Here is a 19,743-nt window from a genome sequence, read left to right as displayed (position 1 = left end):
TGTCAACCCATAAAATTCGGAAAAAGCGGTATTGATGTAACTTAAAAAATTAAGAATTAAGAATTTTTCAATTCTTAATTCTTAATTTTTTGCGGGGTGAAGTTGGGGAGTTTGGGATTAAGGGGTCAGTTCAGTATTGACCTCATTGAGCGGACGCCGCTTGAGTTCGACGGATTGCGATCGCGGCAATAAGTCATAGACCTCGCGCAACACATCATCGACGTCCTCATAGGGTACTTGTCCCACACCGTTGTAAACCACCTTGCCGGATTTATCCAAAACCACGGTTTGCGGCACCACGCCTTCGTAATAATAGCCCGGTTCGGTGGGGGAGTAGGTCTGTTTGACGGGGATTGCATCCACATTCCAGGGGATAATATCGGCGGCGCGACCATAGAAGGACTGAATTTGCGACACGACGATCGCAAATTGCTTGCAGTCGCTGCTGTCTTCCAGGTAGTACACCAAAATTGTGGCGCGATCGTCGCGATCGAGAGACTGGGCCAAGGAGACTCTCGGGGGCACCAAGGATCCATTGCCGCCATAGAGGGCGTAGATATTGCCGTCAAAGTTATCGTCGTTAATGCCGGCGATCGCGATGGGTGTCCCGAGGAAGCACATACACCCCAGGGCGATCGCCACCGTCAGCAACCCCCGGGCGATCGCCCGTCGCCAGAAGGGTCTTTCCAACAGCGAAACCCAACTCCCGAACACCGGACTGACGCAGACGCCAAGGGAACGCAACCGAGAAAAAAACATAGAACTCAACATCCAAACTGCGGGACTCTCTTGCAACTGACTTTATCAAGTTTTGTTAACCTCTGGGAGGATTGAGAAAATTACATCTTGTCAATTTGCCAATCGTTTATAATTTATTGTCAATTGTTATATCGTTAAAATCCCACGGGCCTGCAAGAGAGGACAAATTTTGCCTAGAGTGTTGACTTTTGCATCAACATGGGATAAAGTTGTGAAAGATGCGCGCTTAGATGTACGAGCGTTCCTCATCAAGGGTAGACTATCCGAGCTTGCATTGCTAACCTGTTATGGCAATGCACTCGGATTTTTACTGGGATTTGAAGGGACAGGGGATTCCCTGCCCGTCCTCTGAGGCGCAACCCTGCTGCTGTGGATATAGAGTCGATTCACACCAGGGGTTGCGATCGCTCCATCGGAATTTCGATGATAAACTCAGCCCCGCGATGAGGTTCGCTTACGCAATATAAATTGCCCCCATGTGTTTCCACCACAATTTGATGACTTATGTATAAACCCAATCCGGTTCCCGTGCCCACGGGTTTGGTAGTATATAAATACTCAAAGATTTGCTCCATCACTGCTTCGCTCATTCCCGGCCCGTTGTCGGAGATGGAAATGACGACCCGTTCGTTATCTTCGCGGGCATAAGTGCGAATAGTAATGATATTCGGATTTTCCAGAATTTCTTCCCAATTGCGACCCTCACTGGCCTCATCCAAAGCTTCGATCGCATTGGCAATTAAATTCATAAATACTTGATTGAGTTGTCCCGGGTAGCAAACCACCGGGGACAAATTGCTATATTCTTTTTTGATTTCAATCGGCGGACGTTTTTCATTTCCTTTTAGCCGATGTTTTAAAATTAACAAGGTACTGTCAATTCCCTCGTGGATATTAAAAGCGATTTTCGCTCTGGTATCGGAACGGGAAAAGGTTCGCAGAGAATTGCTCAAGGTGCAGATGCGATCGGTGCCCTCCCGCATGGAGTCTATCACTTCCGGCATATCGTTTATAATGTATTGGAGATCGACTTCTTCGAGTTTGGCAAGAATTGCCGCTCCTGGATCGGGGAAATTCTGCTGGTAAAATTTTACCACCTCGATCAGGTTTTTAATGTAGTCTTCGGCAATTTCAATATTACTGGCAATAAACCCGACGGGGTTATTGATTTCGTGAGCGACACCGGCCACCAACTCACCCAGGGCGGACATTTTTTCATTCTGAATCAGTTGAGTTTGGGCGTCGCGCAGTTGTTCCTCGTTTTGTCGGATCTGTTTAACTTGCTCTAAGGCACGATTGATGGTAATTTCTAAATCCTGAAAGTCGATCGGTTTGGTCAGAAAGTCAAATGCGCCTTGGTTCATCGCCGTTCGAATATTTTTCATATCGCTGTAGGCGGACAAGACCACGGTTTTGATGTTAGGATCTAAATCGTGTACTTTTTCGAGCAAAGTGAGACCGCTCATTTGGGGCATATTGATATCGGTGATCGTCAAGTCGATATGCCGCCGATCGCCTTGCAGAATTTCTAAGGCTTCTACTCCATTCGATGCAAATATAAACTCAAATTCCTTGGCGCGAATTTGTTTGCGAAATTGCCGCCGGATCAATTTTTCAAATGACGGCTCATCATCTACAAATAAAATTTTAGATGGCATTAGTTTCTCCCGCTAACCCTGAAAAAAAGTATCATTGATTATTTTAAGCGATTATTTTCGGCAATGCGATAATGACTTCGGTATATTGGTGCAGTTGACTTTCCACTTGGATTTGTCCGCCATGTTCGCCGACAATGGTTTCGTAGGTTAGGGATAATCCCAAGCCGGTTCCCTCGCCGGGGGGTTTTGTAGTAAAAAAGGGATTGAATATTTTATCGCGAATGTCTTCCGGGATACCCGAACCATTATCTCGAATGCGGATCTCGATGTCGAGGGGGGAATGGCGATCGCCACTCTGGCGGGTGGTGACTTGCAGTTGCGGATGGAACTCGGATCCGAGGGTTTTTTTCTTCTCGTAAACCGCATCGAATGCATTGTTCAAAATATTAAGCAAGGCGCGGTTCATATCCTGGGCCACCAGTTCCACTTCGCCGATCGCCTCCTGATAGTCAGTGGCGATCGCAATTTCAAAACTGGAATCTTGCGCGAACACCCGATGATATGCCAGTTGAATCGCTTCGTCTAATAATCCATTCAAATCCGTGGGAGATCGCGTTCCCGAGTCGGAATGGGACAGCAACAACATTCCTTCCACAATTTTTTCGATCCGTTCTCCGTGGTGCTTGATATCTGCCACGCTATCCTTTAAATCCGTTAAAGTTTCGTTCATATATTCTACATCTTCGGCGGCTAAATTTTCCGCCTGATTTTCCAATTCTTCGATTACCTCTTCTGTTAATTCTACCGAAATTCCGGCAAAGTTATTCACGAAATTGAGGGGATTTCTAATTTCGTGGGCAATGCCGGCAGCTAAAGACCCGAGGGAAGCCAGTTTTTCTTGGGCAATCATTTGAGTTTGCGCTGCTTTGAGCTGTTGCAAGGTTTCTTTTAATTGGTCATTTTTGAGTTTTAATTCGTGGGTGCGTTCTTCGACTTTAATTTCTAACGTGCGCGAATATTCTTCAATTTGCTTGTAAGAGAGTTTTAATTTTTCCACGAGGGTATAAACGATGGTGGCGATCGCCGCGCCGCTTAACGCCATCAGGGGCGGAACCAGGGGAATCCACCATGCCAGGATAAAAGCCGCGTAACAAATCCCAATTAATATCGCACTGGCCAAAGACATTCTCGCCGTAGTGCGCGAAAAGGAAATGTGGGGTAAACCTTTCACATCTCGCCAGCGACAGGTGAAGGTGGTACCGATCGCCGCCCACAGCAAAATCCACCCCCACTCTATTCCTTCCGGCCAGGTTTGGATGGTCGGTCTTCCTTCTAATGCCCCACTGATAAACTGACTGGTAATATTGGCGTGAATTTCTACCCCTGCCATTGGTTGTGGAATGCCGAATAATGTGGTACTATAAGGAGTTAGCAAGTAGTCTTTTAAACTGGTAGCGGTAGAGCCAATAAAAACAATGCGATCGCGCATTAAATCCGGTGCAACCCGCTCTTCCAATACATCCATCAAAGACACGATGGTAAAACTTTGTTGTGGGCCGCGATAGTTCAATAATTCTTGATATCCACCGTCTTCCGCCCCCACATAGCCACCATCATTTGCCTCGAATGGAGAAAAAACCGCTTTTCCTAACTGAATTTTAATCTCGTCTTTCATTTGGGGTTTGATGCCTTCTGCTTCCAGATAAATCATTGCCAACCTAAACCCCAAACTAAAGACCGTATTCCCCTCCTCATCTTCCAAATACAACAAAAACCGTCGAATTTTACTATCCACATCCCAAGGAAAATCATTAGCACTGACTTGACCGAGACTTTCCAGAATCGGTGGTGGCGCGATCGCGTGCTGTGTATCGTCTCCGACAACTTTGCGAATCCCGATCAAATTCGGCGTCGTCTCGAAGACTTGCACTAACTCTTCATATCCGGGGGGTACTGGCAAATCCCGATAAATATCCAATCCGATCGCCCTTGGTTCTTGCTGCTTTATTTTTTGCAATAATTGTGCGAGAATTATATCCGGAATCGGCCAGGTTCCCAGAGCGTTTAAATCTTCTTCATCGATGCCCACAATCACAATTCGCGAGTCCGGTTCTTCCACGGGGCGCATGAGAAATAATCGATCTAATGCCGATAATTCTAACACCTGCAACAACCCTGCCATCCGCAACAAAATCACGAATCCGGCTACAGTGGGAGCCAAAATTGCCAATCGGCGCTTTTTCCAAATAACTTTGCTTATTTTTTTCCACCCTTTCATAAGAATTAAAAAATTAAGAAATCAACCCACTCAAAATCCTGTCCGGCGGAATAGTTGCAAGAAGGATTAGTTCGCCTTTGGGGTTAAGCGTTGCCATACCCAAAGACGGCTATACCTTGTCCGCAAGGCGATTAGGCGCGATGTCAATCCCCCGCTTTTTATTTGGGTTCGACCGGACATCATATCAAATAGAATATTCGGAGGTATAGCCTCAATTACGAGGTTACTAGGATCCGCCTAATAACGAGGGAAAAATTTCGCCATAGTTTCTTCTTACCAAGGACTACCAATCATTGTAAACCCCGCCCAATAATAAGGATGACTTAATTCGCGATCGCCGCTCCACTTCATATCCGCAGGCAATGCTATTTCCCCGAAACTACCACTCACGGAATTATTGACCACCCGCAATTCTCCGCGAATCATCGCTATTTGTGCCTGTCGCAACGCCGCCGCCTTCAGCGGAGTGCCGCGCAGATGCTGGTAAAATTCGCTCATCAATCCTACCGTTGCAATATCGTTGGCGTACCACAAACTAGCGAGAGCGGATTTCACCCCCGTCTGTACCGCTAATCCGGCAAATCCATATTCCGCTTCTACATCACCGATTGCCGTGCGACAAGCACTCAAAACCAACAATTCTACCGGCGGGTCGTTCCATTCAAATTCCCGCATGACATCCAGGGAGATTTGCCGATCCCATAACTGCAAATAGGAATTGTCCTCATCCCCGGACTGAAATTGTCCGTGAGTGGCAATATGAATAATTCCAAATTCCCCTTCTTGTCGTTGACGCTTTAAATTTTCTAAGGTTGACTCATCATTCAAAAAAGCTTTTCCCGGCCATAACTTGTCCACAATGGTTTCCACTTCTAGTGGCACTGCAGGTAAAGGATATTTATCGGGAAATTCAGACAGACCCATTGCCAATACCGAGGCATCTGTCACGTTGCCATGAGTGATTTGGGTTAAATGCAAACTGGGCACTACACTGAGATTGTACTTCTCCACCAAAAACCGCTCGCCGTCATGTAACGCTGCAATTGGAACCGTCCGCAACCCGGCATCTACGCTCCAAATCAGAGTTTCGATTTCTAACCTTTGCAAATCCGGTTCTAACGGCGCGATGAGCCACTGATATAACTGTTGCGAGGAGGCCAAATAACTGGTGGTTCGGCGTTTGGTGGGATTAGCAATTTCCTGCTGGAATCGGATGACTTGTTGCCGCAGGGCTTCTTTAGAAACGGAAGAAATACTTTTGTAAATGGGTTCACCTTCGGAGGGCACTAAGACGAGATCGAGTTGTTGGTCTCGCAGAAACAGATAAACTAATGCCGATCGCGTGCCTCGGGTGATTCCCATCTGGCGCTGCTTGTTTTGGATTTGAGAAAATGACAGGTAAGGCACCGTTGACGAGACTCCCAAGTGAGTCTGAAATTCTTCGCTAAATAAGCGATCGCCCACTTCCACGGCCCGGGAAATCTCTCCGCGATCCAAAAGGGTAGAGACTTCATTGGGACTTGCCACCTGCACCATCTGCTCTTGTGCCAAAGGATCCGATACTGGAGAAGCCGATGTATCGCCGATCGCATTTTCCCCGATCGCCTCTTGCGCCGCTTGCGCCGATGGCATCGTTCTATTTCCTCCTCCATTCGACGAGGGCATCGTCCGTGCAGAAGTGGAGTTCTGCGATCCCACTGCAGTAGAAGATGCCGCCGTTTCGGAAATATTGACCTCCACATTTGGAGTGACAACATTTGCCGACTCACTCGGGTTCGAGGCCCGGGCGCTTGACGATGAAATCCCTGAGGGCAAAGCGATCGCCTCTTCCCCCTCCAGTCCGGTTGGACTTCCCGGGTTGGAAATCGGCGGCGTACCCTCTGGACTTCCATTTGTACTGTTTTCCTCAGACGCCGGAGAATCGACTTGCTCGGAGGGGGATGGCCTTCCTAAACCGCTCCCAATGTCCGTGGGGAGGAGAGTCACTTCTCTATCCTCGGCATTAAGCTGAATGGGGGTTACTACCAATGCGGTAGGTAGAGTGCTGGGGATGGAGGGTGCATCGGATACCGCTGGCGAGGGTAAATCTGGGGTAACAGATTCCGGCGCGATCGCCGGCGTCTGGTCGATCGCTGGGGTTTCGGAACTCGCAGTGGTGTTTTCCGTTCCCGGGGTCTCCGGCGTCTGGGCGATCGCGGGAGATTGGGAATTGGTGGGGGTGTTTTCCGTTCCCGGGGTCTCCGGCGTCTGGGCGATCGCGGGAGATGAGGTCTCCGGCATCTGGTCGATCGCTGGGGTTTCGGAACTCGCAGTGGTGTTTTCCGTTCCCGGGGTCTCCGGCATCTGGGCGATCGCGGGAGATTGGGAATTGGTGGGGGTGTTTTCCGTTCCCGGGGCCTCCGGCATCTGGGAGATCGCGGAAGGTTGGGGACTGGTGGGGGTGTTTTCCGTTCCCGGGGTCTCCGGCGTCTGGGAGATCGCGGAAGGTTGGGGACTGGGATTTGGGGTAGCTGACGGAGTGGAGTTATCTATGGGAATGGGAGCCGATTCCACCGGGGTTGGGGGGGGATCCGCAGGGAGGGGTGGTAGAGAGGGGCTTGCGGTGGCCTCCCCGTTTGAGGGTGGCGTCTCTGAATTGTCCGAGGATGGCGTTTCTGCCCCAGAATTGCGATCGTCTTCCCTCGCCGATGGGGAATCGATGGCGTTGTCTTCTGTGGGAGTGCTGGTGTCTTCGGTGGGAGTGCGGTTCTCCTCGGTGGGAGTGCGGTTCTCCTCGGTGGGAGAATCGGTGTCCTCGGTGGGAGAATCGGTGTCCTCGGTGGGAGAATCGGTGTCCTCGGTGGGAGAATCGGTGTCTTCTGTAGGTTCCGGGTCAGAGGAATCCTCGGGAGAGGTGGGTGAAGTAGAGACTGGGGGTTCGATCGCCGTTTCGATATTGAAAACCCCTGCGGTACCCGTAGCGGTATTGTCGTCCAAATTAATCGAAACCGCAGTGGTGTAGTTAGAATAATCCAGGGTATCGGTACCGCCGCGAGCGTCAATTATGCCACTGAGACTGGCACCGTCACTAAAGACGTAGGTATCGTTAGCATCGCCCCCAGTGAGGTTTTCGATATTTTCAAAGTTTAGGCCATTGGGATAACCGCTGAGGGTGCCGGCGTTAGTGCCGGAGAGCGTCCAGGTCGTATCGCGGTTTGGGCCAATGAGCGTTGTGCCGCCGGCGAGGGTGACGGGGGCATTAAAGGTAGCATTTTCGTGGAGAGAGAGAGTGCCGGTGCCGTCAGGGCGACCGATGGTGATGAGACTAAACCCTTCAGCGATCGCCCCTAAATCGCGATCGCCCAAATTCAAGGTGGGGTTGCCATTCGATGAGGAGGAAAGCCCAATATCGAGTTCTGGCACCCCAGGTTCCAAAACCAGGTTGCCGGTGCCTTGGATCGAGCCATCGCCGCCTTTAAATCCAATACCATTGGCTCGCACGGTGAGGTCGATGGTGTTCACCGTGCCTTGAATCGTCACCGTGCCACTGCTGGCGTCTATGGCGATCGCGCCCACAGTGGAATTCGAGCCGGCGGAGTCCAGGTCTCCGGTGGTAACGTCGCCGCCCCGGGTGGTGACGTCCACAGTACCGCCATTTCCGCTGTCTGAGGTGGAGTCTAAGGTACCGGGATGAGAATCTATGGAACCGGATCCGCCCACAGAGAGGGTGATATCGCCGCCGTTGCCGGCATTGCTAGCGCTAGAGTTTAAGTCGCGAATCACCAGATTGCCGTCAGCAGTGGAAAGGGAGATTGCGCCGCCATTGCCGGACTCAGAACTGGCATTAACGGTAGAGGGGTGAGTGTCGATATTCCCGCTGCCCGCTATGGTGACAGCGATATCCCCGGCATTTCCGGCATTTAAAGCCGCCGAGTTGAGATCGCCGGTAGTGATATTGCCGTCAGTGGTGGAAATAGAAATTGCGCCGCCATTGCCGGACTCAGAACTGGCATTAACGGTAGAGGGGTGAGTGTCGATATCCCCGGTGCCTTCTACGGTGAGGGTAATCTCACCGGCGTTTCCGGCATTTAAAGCCGCCGAGTTGAGATTGTCGGTAGTGATATTGCCGTCAGTGGTGGAAATAGAAATCGCGCCGCCATCGCCGGACTCAGAACTGGCATCGATAGTAGCCGAATTGACGTCAATATCCCCGCTGCCCTCTATCGTGAGAGTAATATTTCCGGCATTTCCGGAATTCGTAGATTTAGAAATTAGCTCGCCAACGGTAAGCGCGTCGGAAGCGATCAGGGAGATTGCGCCGCCATTGCCATCGGCAGAGGTGTCGAGGGTTCCCACGGTAATGCTCGCGCCGAAGATGCTGAGATTGCGACCCGGGGCAGCGATGGTTTCCTTGGGATCCATTGAAAAGGAACCGACGCCATCGGCGGTGCCGGCATCGGCGCGGAAGGTAATCGACCCCTCGGCGGGGACGAAGTTGAGAGAAACGCCATTGTCGATGGTGATATCGTTGGTGGCTTCCAGAACGATATTGCCGGCTTGATTTTCCAGGGTAGCGGCATTGATAGTGAGGGTATCTTCTGCGGAGAAATCGCCGGCGAAAATTTCGGGTAAGGAGGTTTCGACCCCTGGGGTGCTGGTGTCGTTGGAGATGAGGATATTGATGGGGTCGATGAGGAGGGTTCCCCAACTGCCATTGGGGGCGCTGACATCTACGGTGCCGTTAAATATCAGATATTGTTTGCCGGAAACTTCCACCCATCCGCCATTGCTATTGCTCAGTTCGCTGCCTCGGGCTTCGATCGCGCCGTTAAAGGCGGTGACTTCATCGGCCCAAACCAGCACGCGCCCGCCTTCGGTGGGGGTTTCGCTGCTGGTGTCGGATCCCAAGTCGTTGGCTCGGAGGGTGGTATCGGCGCTGATAAAGGTGCGTTGGGCTTCGGGGACGCGCGTTTCGCCGGGGAAATCGCCGCCTATCTGAATGATGCCGCCGCCATTGGTTGAGGAGGCGTCAATGGTGGCATCGGAGATGCCGATTTTGCTGCCGAAAATTTGCACCCTGGGGGGAGGGGTTGGGGCGCGGCGATCGCTGGTTTCGGGGGTGGCGACGGAGAGGCTGCCGGATATCAGGGCAACGCCTTCGGTGACGGGGACGTTTAACCCAGAACCGGTGAGGCTGACGGTGCCATCCTCATTCAAGGTAACGTTTTGGGCGTGGGTGACGCCGGTCTGGCCTTCGGTGAGCAGTTGGGGCAATTCCAGGGGGGAGAGGCTATTGCTGCGGCGCATGTCCGGGGTTGGCTCGATTTCCAAACTCAGCAGCATCCCCTCTTGGGTGAGGCGGACCCGATTTTCTGCGGGCACTGCTGCAATGGCGATCGTGCCGCCTGGGGCGGATAAGGTGCCGCTATTCATCACACTCGCGCCAAGCAAGGCTAAGTTTTCTCCCTCGGGAACGGCTAAATCCCCGGCGTTGGCAATGCTTCCCCCGTCGGTGAGGGTAAATTCAAAGCGGTTGGGGGTGCCGATTAGGTCGCTATAGGTATTGTCGTTGGAGACTTCCAACCAGGTATCGTTATCGAAGCCGATCCGGTTGGCGGTGGTGGCAAAAAAGGAGGCGGGAACGTTTAATTGGGCTTGCGGGCCGAAGATGATGCCGGCTGGGTTGATTAAGTAGAGGTTGGGATTGCCCCCGGTGATTTCTAGCAGACCGTTAATTACGGAGGGGTCGCCGCCGACGACGCGGGAAAAGATGTTGAGCAGTTGGGGATTGGCGCGAAAGTCGGCGGTTTGCCCCGGGTCGAGGTTAAATTGCTCGAAGCTGTGGAACAGGTTGGTGTTGTTCTGGGAGGGGGTTCCCCCTTCAATGGTGAAGCGATCGCCGTCACGGGTGACTTGGGTATCCGTGCCATCGGCGGCGGGAACGATGGGTTGCGCGCGCAGTGGCGCGGGTGCCAGGGTTGCGGCGCTGCATATGGCTGCAAGTAGGGCACTGGTTGTTTGGACCCGTGAGGCGATCGTCATGTTACTCCTGACTGATTTCAGTGGCTTCGATAAACGGTTCGCTGGTGAACTCGCCAAGTTCGACGGAGTTCAGAAACTCTTGCCATTGGCTGACAATGAGGGGAGAGTCTGGATTCGTCTGCCGCAATTGGGCGAAGGCGTGCAGGGCATCGTGCCATATCCCTTGGCGGGCATAAACAAAGGCGCGATCGCCTTTGGGGGCATTCTCCAGTTGGGTGACAAGGGCGCGATCGGGGGCAATCCGCTCGATCCACCCATCGACTACCATATCGCCGGTGCGATCTTCGGGATTGCATATCATCGCCAAGTACCAATGGTAAGTTTGCCCTTTTTCGAGGGGCGCTGCAACATCGGCGGGTAAGCTGTGGCTGACTATGCCCCCTTCTGCCGGCACCGGCAGGTTGGTTTGGTAAATTATTTCTTCGTCTTTTTCATCGAGTAGAGTAAATTCTAGCGTTCTCGAGTCTGAGGGCGGAACGTACCAATACCAGGTGGGATGCTCTTTTAGGGTCAGGGGCATGGCATTCCCTGGGGTCAGCGCGGTTAGGGGTTTTTGCCCGGGGGTGTATGTGCCGCAGCCTCGGGTCCCTCCTTCGGTGGTGCGCGGCGGTGCTCCGCGTTCGGGCGGGTTAAAGGCTTCTGCCACCAGCACCCCATTGGCGGAGGAGTCCTGCGATCGCATCTGGGGGGTTCTAGCTGCTACCCCACCGCTGACGCTGGTACTGATTCCCATTCCCACACCGAGGGCGATGGAAAGCCGGATGAGTGATTTCTGTAGATGCCTGTAGGTGCATCTGGATTGGTTGGAAAGCATTCTTCGTTAACTCCTGATTTCATTGAGGTAATTGATAACACTCACCTATTTAGGTGTTTGTGCATGGGGTTTTTGGCAATTTGTCTGCCTTTTTGTGGGAACAAGATGGGTTTTCTTCTTTTCCGTTGAGTAGGTGAATGGGTCGGATACGCTGCTTTTTCTGCGGATATGATTTCATTTTATAAAATCTCTCCACCATTGCGTTCCTCCCCACGGAGGAAGTGTAGAAGCCCATTTTTAGTTTTATGCCCTGGCATCAGGGGGGTGATTTCCAATCCTCCTTTTGAGAAAGATTGAAATATACTTCCGGTTCTTCCGCTATGCCCTGGTTTTTCGATGGTCTTCCCCTGCTACTTCCGAGTAACTGGATCCGTTTCCCGCCAGGCCCGCTGCCAGGGGACTTTCTCCTGCCTTCGCCTTGCCTTTTTCCATCGGCGATCGCCCGGAACCCTACCCAGGGATCCATCGCTGGAGAAAACCGCCTGCTCTGCCAACCCTCGGGATCGGGGTGATTCCTTGCTTGACTTAGCAAGCAATCGCTCCCAAACTTCTGACCAACTTGGCAGCCTTGCTTTTTTTCGCTTTTCATGCAACAATTGGTCATGGCAGAACCCTCTCCGACGGTTTCAGCTTTTTGGAAACTATAGCATGTTTCTTCTAATATTTTAGTCTTTTTATACAAACCCCGTCCTCAGTATTTTTACGTAGGTTTTTTCCGGGATTGGCTCGGCATTTTCCGTAAATCTACGGCTGTATTTTACGCAGCTTTCTGCAATAACTCCGTAGTTTTACCGAACTTTTGCGTGTTTACACGGGGCAAACTCGCAGAGCCTCATATAAATCTGCCGATTTTTGCCAATTCTCCGTAAAAACACTGCTTTTCGGAACGACACCACAGAAAACGCAAGTGGATCCAAAGTCAAGTAGTCCTTGAGTCGTCATGGTTTTGGCGTTTTGCGTTGACGCTGATTCTTGATTAAGCTTTGTTAAGCTATGTTGTTTATTAAAAATAAGCAATCGGCAATTTGAGAAAAATTTTGGCGGCCTAGGGTCGGCGGGGCACAACCTGCGCCGATCGCCCGGAGTGAAATCCCTATTAGCTGCGTTTGAGGTGCAGTTGAGCTACAGCGCCATGACTTCGCGGGTCTGACGGGCGGCGATCGCCAAAATGTCCGCCGCGCGATCGACATCCGAGGCGGTGGTAAATTTTCCCAGCCCGATTCGCAGCGCCCCCGCCATCACCGACGCCGGTAAGCCCAACGCCCGCAAAACATGAGACGGCGTTTCTATTCCAGACGAACAAGCCGCGCCAGTAGAGATGGCGACTCGAGCGCGGATGCGGGCGATAGTAGCGCTGTTGGGAATATCCGGAATCGAAACATGCAGATTGCCCGCTAACCGATGCTCTATATCCCCATTAATAAACAAACCGGCCATTTTGTCAAGTAGGAGTCCGTGCATTTTATCCCGCAATTTCCGGATATTTTCCTCGTCTTCCGCCATTTCCAATCGGCGCAGGCGACAAGCTTCCCCCAACCCGACAATTCCCGGAACGTTTAAAGTGCCGGGCCGCATCCCGTTTTGATGTCCCCCGCCATAGCAAATCGGTTTGAGGGGATATCCTTTTTTGAGGACCAGCGCGCCCACTCCCTGCGAACCGTTTTGCGCCGCCACTCGCGGATCCACTGGCGTGGTGGCGTGGTAATCGAGATAAATAGGAGAAGATTCGTTCATCGCCAATTCATTGCGGTAGAGTATTTGGCGCGAAATTATCGGTTTTGATGGGAGGAATGAGAGGAGGGGGAATTTTTCACTTGCATAAAGAAGCGCGATCGTTCAATATTGCCAGTTGGAATGGAGAGAGAAAACGAGAAACCGGCTTTCTATTTCTATTGGGTTGCGAATGATAAATACTTGGGTGAACAAACCGGGTTGATAACCTCTGCTGACGTTCTTGCGATCGGCGCACCTCGCATCGAATTTTACCTCGATTTTAGCAAGTTTTTGCCGTGGTAAAACTCCGGTGCTTTAGCTTCAAATCATCTACTCCTACGATACTTTAGTAAAGTGCTGTAACTAACTTCCCAATCTGTGGTGACAGAAAAATTGCCACAATTAAGCCTTACAAATGACAAGCCAAGTAGAGTTGCTCATCATCTTCCTCATCTAAGACTGAAGAAAGTAAATCAGCCAAAGCTCGATTGGGGAGTGATTTATCTTTTTCCTTTGCGATCGCCTTTTCATGGTTGGCAATAATTTCCTCCTTGCGGTCGAGTAGTTCTAATAACGTTTCCCCCTCAGTGCAGGTGTAATGTCTGCCGTCGCTATAGTTTTGTTCGTACTCAACCGCTTCGGCAAACAGGTGGGGATGTTCCTGCGCCAACTTCACCCATTCGTATTTTCGCTAAAAGAAACAAAAAAAGCAACCGGAGCGACTGCGCCACCGATAGCAATCGGGGAGTCCGATACCACTATCATCTAGCAACTGAAGGATATCCGCCTTCACCAAACCCTTTTCCTTAAAAAGTATAGACGGGTTTGATATTCGACTTAGTGGAGATGTAACCGTCCCGGTTTTCGTCAGCGCGGATGCCGATGTAGCTAATCACCTCATCGTCTCCCACGAATTCTTCTAATGGCTTGAGTTTCATCATAGCCGTACACCAGCGCTTTTTGGGAGAGGGGAGCAACCCACCATGAACCTCGAGCCAATGGTCAAATCCTCGGTTGGCGCTCAGATAGTGGATGTTCATCCCCAAGTGAGCTTTGATGCGATCGAGATACTCGTAGGGTCGATCGGCGATTATCATTGCCAGGGGTTCTCACTACTGCCGATCGCTCGTCTGTTCCTCGGACGCCGCTTGGGTAAAACGCTTGAGTACGGGTTCGATACATCCCTCGCTAATGTAACTTTCTCACACGCGCAAGTCTTCCCGCAGGCGGGTTTCTGGACTGTCGAGATAGGGCCGTTCAAAATAGCGCCAGGTGTCGGTGATATAGCTGTGACGTTTCGCCACCAACGGTTCCAGCGGACGAATGTCCGAGAGCAAACTCACCAGGGGCGATCGCAATCCCGCCAGATAATCTGCCACCGCGCTATCTACATTAAAATTCGACCCTTGCCAAATCCGCAATTCATCCACTTGTCACCTATCGGCGACAAGTGGATGAATTGCAGCAAGTTGTCGATCGCCCGTTCCCAATTTTCGCACTCGGCGCTGCTATTGCACATCGCCAGCGTCACCAAATCCCGCGTTGCTTTCAGCCCGCCAATTGTAGTGACAATATTTAACGTTCCGATAGTTTTGAGAACCCGCAAACTATCAGCATCCAAACTTTTCGCCACATCATTAATTAATCCGTGCACCTCGATCCATCGTTGCAGTTTTGGCCGAGACGTAATTCCCATGCCCACTGCTTCGATAAAATAGTCATAGACGCGATCGAGTTTCAGGGTAGGCAGGGAATTTCCCCGCACTGGTGTCTCCTCCAAATACCGTTTAAAGGAATAGGGTTCTGCACTGGTGAGACAAGTAAATAACGAGCGCTCGTTGTGGGCGTATTGCGTGCAGAGTTCCGGCAAAACCAACGCCGCCACCGGATGCAACGGGTAGGTAGAATCAATCGCATCGACAGAGATATCGGCGGTTATTTCTGGAGGCAGCAACTCCAGCCATTCTGTGGCTTGTTCGGCAATCGCACAGGCGAACTTTTTCAAATGCGATCGCTCGATTGCTTGCCCCATTAATCGCATCATTTGCGGCGCAGAATCTTTAAATGGAATATCCTCAAATCGTCCCTGAATTTTTGCCCATTCATTGCGCTGCACCGAGGACAACCGCTCTCCATAGTCGGCAAAAGCTTGATGCAGCAATCCGATAAGATACACTTGCGAATCGCTTTCTCGGGGCAATTCTGCCAATTGCTGCCACAAATATAAATTTTCTTTCCCCTGATTCTGGGCGACAAATTCTAAGTTTTTTCCCAGTTCGTCAATCACCAGCAATACCGGGGTTTTTGCCCCTTGGGCAACCTGTTGCACTAAGCGGGGAATTTCGCGAATGTTGATGCTTTCTCCGAATGATAAAATCCGGCTGACCAAAACATGGATTTTCAAGATTGACTTCGTGCAGGCGCACGCGAGCCTGGTTTTCCTGCCACTTGCTTCTCCCCCGGTTTTGCCAAACCGCGACTTGTACTTTGTCGCCACTGTTTTCCATGAACCCGGTTTGGGGGTAAACTGCTAGGAGGCTTTCACCTGCTAGAGTGTGGGGCGTTTCATCCCCTGGAAACCGCCACCGCCCACCAGAGAGATTTTGTCCCACACCCAGATTCCCTTAAGATGGAAACTGTTTATCGAGCCAGGAGGAAATCATCAGTGGCACAGTCAACTCAAGAGAAAGAAACCGCCAACACTCTCGAGCGCACCCCATTGTACGATTGCGCGGTGGAACTCAATGCCAGGATGACGCCCTTTTCTGGCTGGGAGATGCCGGTGCAATTTTCTAGCATTGCCCAAGAGCACCATGCAGTGCGAAACGCTGCCGGCATGTTCGATGTCTCCCACATGGGCAAATTTTTCTTTAAAGGCAAAAATCTCATCGAGCAACTGCAAACCCTGGTGCCTTCGGATCTGAGTCGCTTGCAACCCGCAGAGGCGCAGTACACGGTACTGCTGAATGCCAATGGTGGCATTCTCGACGATATTATCGTGTATTCTCAGGGCAAGGACGACAGTGGGGACGAACTGTGCATGGCGATCGTCAATGCTGCCACTCGTTCCAGAGATAAAGCATGGATCGTGGCGCAATTGGAAGATTCTGGCATAGAATTCCAGGACTTGTCCAAGGATAAAGTTTTGCTCGCGCTGCAAGGTCCCGAAGCGGTGAGCAAACTGCAGCCGTTGGTGGTGGCAGATTTATCTTCGATGAAACCTTTCGGACATTTACAAGCCTCGGTATGTGGCAAAATGGGGTTTGTGGCGCGGACCGGATACACCGGGGAAGATGGATTTGAGCTGATGGTGGATTCGGAAACTGGGGTAAAATTGTGGCGATCGCTCCTGGATGCCGGGGTAACGCCCTGTGGTCTCGGATGTCGCGACACCCTGCGCCTGGAAGCGGCAATGGCACTCTACGGCCAGGATATCACCCAATCCACTACGCCTCTGGAAGCGGGATTGTCTTGGTTGGTTCATCTCGATCGCAAAGGGCAATTTATCGGGCGAGAAGCCCTGGAAACCCAAAAGCAAAATGGCATCAAGCGCAAACTCGTCGGGTTAGAAATGGAAGGGCGTCGCATCGCCCGTCATCACTATCCGGTGGTTTCCAACGGGCAGTCGGTGGGAGAAGTCACCAGTGGGAGTTGGTCCCCAACTTTGGAAAAGGCGATCGCCCTGGCTTATGTGCCGGCGGAATTGAGCAAACCAGGTCAAACTGTAGAGGTGGAAATTCGCGGCAAAACTTATCCGGGGGTGGTGGTGAAAAAGCCATTTTATCGCTCTCCCCATAAACCGAAAAAGTCTTAATTGAATAACGAAAATTCAGCCTTTTTTTCCCACGATTCGGTTTGATTTGAGGGAGATAGGAATGCGGGAAGCACCGCATTCCTATACTCGGGCAAATTCGCGAGTTTTAGTTCATCGATGAAAGACCATCAATTTGCTCGAAAAATACTGGTAGATACTGACCCGGGCGGTGATGATATTTTTGCGTTATTGTGGTTGCAAAGCTTGGTGAAAAAAGGAGTGGCAGAACTGGTGGGCGTCACCACGGCGGATGGAAATGTTGGGGGAGAATTTACCTTTAGAAGTGCGTGCAAAATCCTAGAAATTGGCGGATTTAAAGATGTGGAAGTGGGGCGGGCGGTACCGCTAAATCAACTCACCAGTGAAGATGCGGCGCACATTCACGGCGGGGACGGGATGGGGAATCTTTCGCAAACTTTACCGGAACCGACGCGCCAATTTAATCGGGCGCGTTATGCGGATGAAATGATTATCGAAGCATTGGAAGCAACGCCAGGAGAAATTACGATTATTGGGTTAGCGCCGTTTGGGAATTTAGCCGCAGCAGAAGCGAAAAAGCCGGGAATATTGACAAAAGCCAAAGAAATTGTGATGATGGCGGGAGCGTTTAAAACCCGGGGAAATGTGACGCCAGTGTCTGAGTTTAATGTGGGGTATAATCCGGAGGCGGCGGAGGCAGTTTTAAGCAGTCGAGAAGATATTGTGGTGGTGTCGTTGGATGTGACGCGGGAGGTGATTTTTCGGCGAGAGATGAGCGAGGCGATCGCGCGAGTCAACCCGAATCATATTTTAGCTAAATTTATTCCTGCCCTGACTGAGTTTATGATAGGCAGTTCGTTGCGCTACCGAGAGACCAATGGCATCGAAGGGTTTTTGGTGCATGATGCGGTAACGGTGGCTTATTTGTTTTATCCGGAAACCCTGTTATTTCAGCGCGGGTTGGTGGGGGTAGAAACGGCAGGGAAATATACCCGAGGGCAGACGATTTTAGAGGAGAGACCTGTGGCGAAAAGGCGGGCGAATGCCTGGGTGTCTTGGCAGTGCGATCGCGACAATTTGCTTGCCAGTTTAGTGGAAGATTTAAAAGAACTCCTTGCGGGATAGGGCGGGATTGTGGTGGGTGGTTTGCTAAGAATAAATGGGCAAAAAATAGAGACAATGGGTGATATCAAATTCGGATAAATCGACACAAAAAAAGAGTCCGCGTCGGGGTACAACGAGCGGATTCGAGTTGCAAAGGCAAGAAAAGCATTGGCGAGATTTTTATCGCCCGGTTGGATTAGCAATAATCCACCGGAGGTGATATGAATGATGCCCAGAGGGTGTGATGAGAGCGAACTGGCGGAAAAGCGATCGGGTGAGAGAGGAGCGATCGCGCCCTAGGAGCGGAATTAATCTTCCGTTACATTTTCCAAGCGATCCAAATCTGTGAAGTCGATGGTGATTGCCAATCCATCGCCTTCCTCATTGGTGGGAGGTTCAGTCAACCGAATGGGTTGCAACTCGAAAGAGCCGAACTGGGTGGGAGGGTTTTGATTGGGCAGATCCCAGTCAAACTCTTCCATGCCGGTTTGTAAGTCCTCATTGGTAGTGGTGGTGTCATTTTGGGCGATCGCCTCAGAAAGGGAAACTGGGGTGATGGTGGAGTGGGAAGTCCGATCCACACAAGGAGATGCCATTGCGGCGATCGACAGAGAACTCACCCCAGAGATGGCGAGCAATAAACTGAGTAATTTTTTCATGGTGATACCCCCTTTCGCACGGCAAGGTGCGGGATAAATAAACTAAAAATTGGAAGAGATGTCAGAGAAAATGGATATAGCAAAACAGAACAGGAAAGACCCGAAGGATTCCTGCAAAGTTGCGGAGGAGTTAAACAGCTTCGTGATTCGAGAAGCGAGTGGTTAGTTAAGAAACTAATTTAGATTGTAACACAAAAAGGCGGGAGAAATTCCTCTTCCTAGAGATAGATAGACACAGACCATCCAGAGTCAGCGAGGCGATCGCGCACCTGAGAATTCCACAGGGTTAAACTGTCTTGGAATTCGGGGCGATGCAAACCAGAGCGCCAGAGAACCAGAGCATCTTCCCCAGTTTCCTTGTAGTATTTTGGGCGCAAGCCCACCTCCTGAAAGCCAAACTTGTGGTAGAGAGCCAGTGCGGCGTGATTAGAACGGCGGACTTCCAGGGTGGCCCATTCCAGATGGCGCTGACAAGCGCATTCGAGCAAGCCATAGAGGAGAGTTTGGCCGAACCCTTGGCCCCAATAATCCGGATGGATCGCCAGCAGAGTGATATGAGCCTCTTCCAGAATAGCCCAAAGACAGCCCAAGCCAACAAGCGGGGAAGGGGGAGAAGAAACAGAGCCAGAGGAACTTGCAGGGGAAGCGGGAAGGGACAAAACCAGCAAATCGCTATTTGGGCTATCGAGTTCGCGCTGATAGGCATCGAGGCTCCACATGCCGCCCAAAGAGCGGCGATCGAGTTCCACCACGGCATCGATCGCGTCTGGTGTTAGTCGCTGAAGTTCGACAAAAGCCACAAAAGAGTCAATAAAAGCGGAGAATACACGAGACTCGATTGTACACTGGAAAAGGCTAGTGCGATTCGTTCCTGCCAAAAGTCAAGGAAAATCTCCGAAACGTGGGCAGGGTAAGGCTCCAAAAGGGCCTTGACAACTGAGTGTCGATGGTGGTGAAAGCCCACCCCATGAAGTGTGTCATGTGAAAGCACCTCCCCCACGGTA

Annotated in this window: 14 protein-coding genes; 2 read left to right on the top strand and 12 right to left on the bottom strand. The window is 51.2% G+C overall.

Going from position 1 to position 19,743, the window contains the following annotated elements; genetic code table 11:
• Positions 1 to 117: 117 nt before the first annotated feature.
• From AC0QH1_RS31450 to AC0QH1_RS31405, 10 genes are all read right to left on the bottom strand, one after another.
• On the bottom strand, positions 118 to 621 hold the full coding sequence (locus tag AC0QH1_RS31450; RefSeq protein ID WP_324635376.1) for a thylakoid membrane photosystem I accumulation factor: 504 nt from the start codon (positions 619 to 621) through the stop codon (positions 118 to 120).
• 524 nt (positions 622 to 1,145) lie between these two features.
• Positions 1,146 to 2,417, bottom strand: coding sequence for a hybrid sensor histidine kinase/response regulator (locus AC0QH1_RS31445; protein WP_324635366.1), 1,272 nt, complete (start codon positions 2,415 to 2,417; stop codon positions 1,146 to 1,148).
• Positions 2,418 to 2,460: 43 nt separating this feature from the next.
• Positions 2,461 to 4,635, bottom strand: coding sequence for a CHASE2 domain-containing protein (locus AC0QH1_RS31440; protein ID WP_324635365.1), 2,175 nt, complete (start codon positions 4,633 to 4,635; stop codon positions 2,461 to 2,463).
• Positions 4,636 to 4,908: 273 nt separating this feature from the next.
• Entirely contained in the window at positions 4,909 to 10,656 is a 5,748-nt protein-coding gene (locus AC0QH1_RS31435; protein WP_324635364.1) for a CHAT domain-containing protein, read from the bottom strand.
• 1 nt (position 10,657) lies between these two features.
• Positions 10,658 to 11,470 carry a DUF928 domain-containing protein gene (locus AC0QH1_RS31430; protein ID WP_324635363.1) on the bottom strand — a complete coding sequence of 271 codons (813 nt, stop codon included), beginning with the start codon at positions 11,468 to 11,470 and terminating at the stop codon, positions 10,658 to 10,660.
• A gap of 1,122 nt (positions 11,471 to 12,592) precedes the next feature.
• Positions 12,593 to 13,204: an aminotransferase class V-fold PLP-dependent enzyme gene (locus AC0QH1_RS31425; RefSeq protein WP_324635362.1), complete on the bottom strand. Its 612-nt coding sequence runs from the start codon at positions 13,202 to 13,204 to the stop codon at positions 12,593 to 12,595.
• Between the two features lie 388 nt (positions 13,205 to 13,592).
• Positions 13,593 to 13,859 carry a hypothetical protein gene (locus AC0QH1_RS31420; protein ID WP_324635361.1) on the bottom strand — a complete coding sequence of 89 codons (267 nt, stop codon included), beginning with the start codon at positions 13,857 to 13,859 and terminating at the stop codon, positions 13,593 to 13,595.
• A 130-nt stretch (positions 13,860 to 13,989) separates the two neighbouring features.
• Complete coding sequence (locus tag AC0QH1_RS31415; protein ID WP_324635360.1) at positions 13,990 to 14,280, bottom strand: hypothetical protein; 291 nt, start codon at positions 14,278 to 14,280, stop codon at positions 13,990 to 13,992.
• 105 nt (positions 14,281 to 14,385) lie between these two features.
• Entirely contained in the window at positions 14,386 to 14,562 is a 177-nt protein-coding gene (locus AC0QH1_RS31410; protein ID WP_324635359.1) for a hypothetical protein, read from the bottom strand.
• 8 nt (positions 14,563 to 14,570) lie between these two features.
• A complete protein-coding gene (locus tag AC0QH1_RS31405) occupies positions 14,571 to 15,587 on the bottom strand; it encodes a hypothetical protein (RefSeq protein WP_324635358.1) in 1,017 nt (338 codons plus the stop codon).
• 261 nt (positions 15,588 to 15,848) lie between these two features.
• Between AC0QH1_RS31405 and gcvT the strand changes: the two genes are divergently transcribed.
• Positions 15,849 to 16,997, top strand: coding sequence for a glycine cleavage system aminomethyltransferase GcvT (gene gcvT / locus AC0QH1_RS31400; protein WP_324635357.1), 1,149 nt, complete (start codon positions 15,849 to 15,851; stop codon positions 16,995 to 16,997).
• Positions 16,998 to 17,114: 117 nt separating this feature from the next.
• Entirely contained in the window at positions 17,115 to 18,101 is a 987-nt protein-coding gene (locus AC0QH1_RS31395; RefSeq protein ID WP_324635356.1) for a nucleoside hydrolase, read from the top strand.
• A 287-nt stretch (positions 18,102 to 18,388) separates the two neighbouring features.
• Here AC0QH1_RS31395 and AC0QH1_RS31390 read toward each other — a convergent pair whose 3' ends face one another.
• Both AC0QH1_RS31390 and rimI read right to left on the bottom strand, forming a co-directional pair.
• Entirely contained in the window at positions 18,389 to 18,739 is a 351-nt protein-coding gene (locus AC0QH1_RS31390) for a hypothetical protein (RefSeq protein WP_324635355.1), read from the bottom strand.
• 218 nt (positions 18,740 to 18,957) lie between these two features.
• Complete coding sequence (gene rimI / locus AC0QH1_RS31385; RefSeq protein WP_324635354.1) at positions 18,958 to 19,539, bottom strand: ribosomal protein S18-alanine N-acetyltransferase; 582 nt, start codon at positions 19,537 to 19,539, stop codon at positions 18,958 to 18,960.
• Between the last annotated feature and the right edge of the window lie 204 nt (positions 19,540 to 19,743).

The sequence above is a fragment of the Phormidium sp. CCY1219 genome, assembly GCF_055795085.1.
Note: the sequence above shows the minus strand (reverse complement) of the source record. Positions and strands in the feature narration are given on the sequence as shown.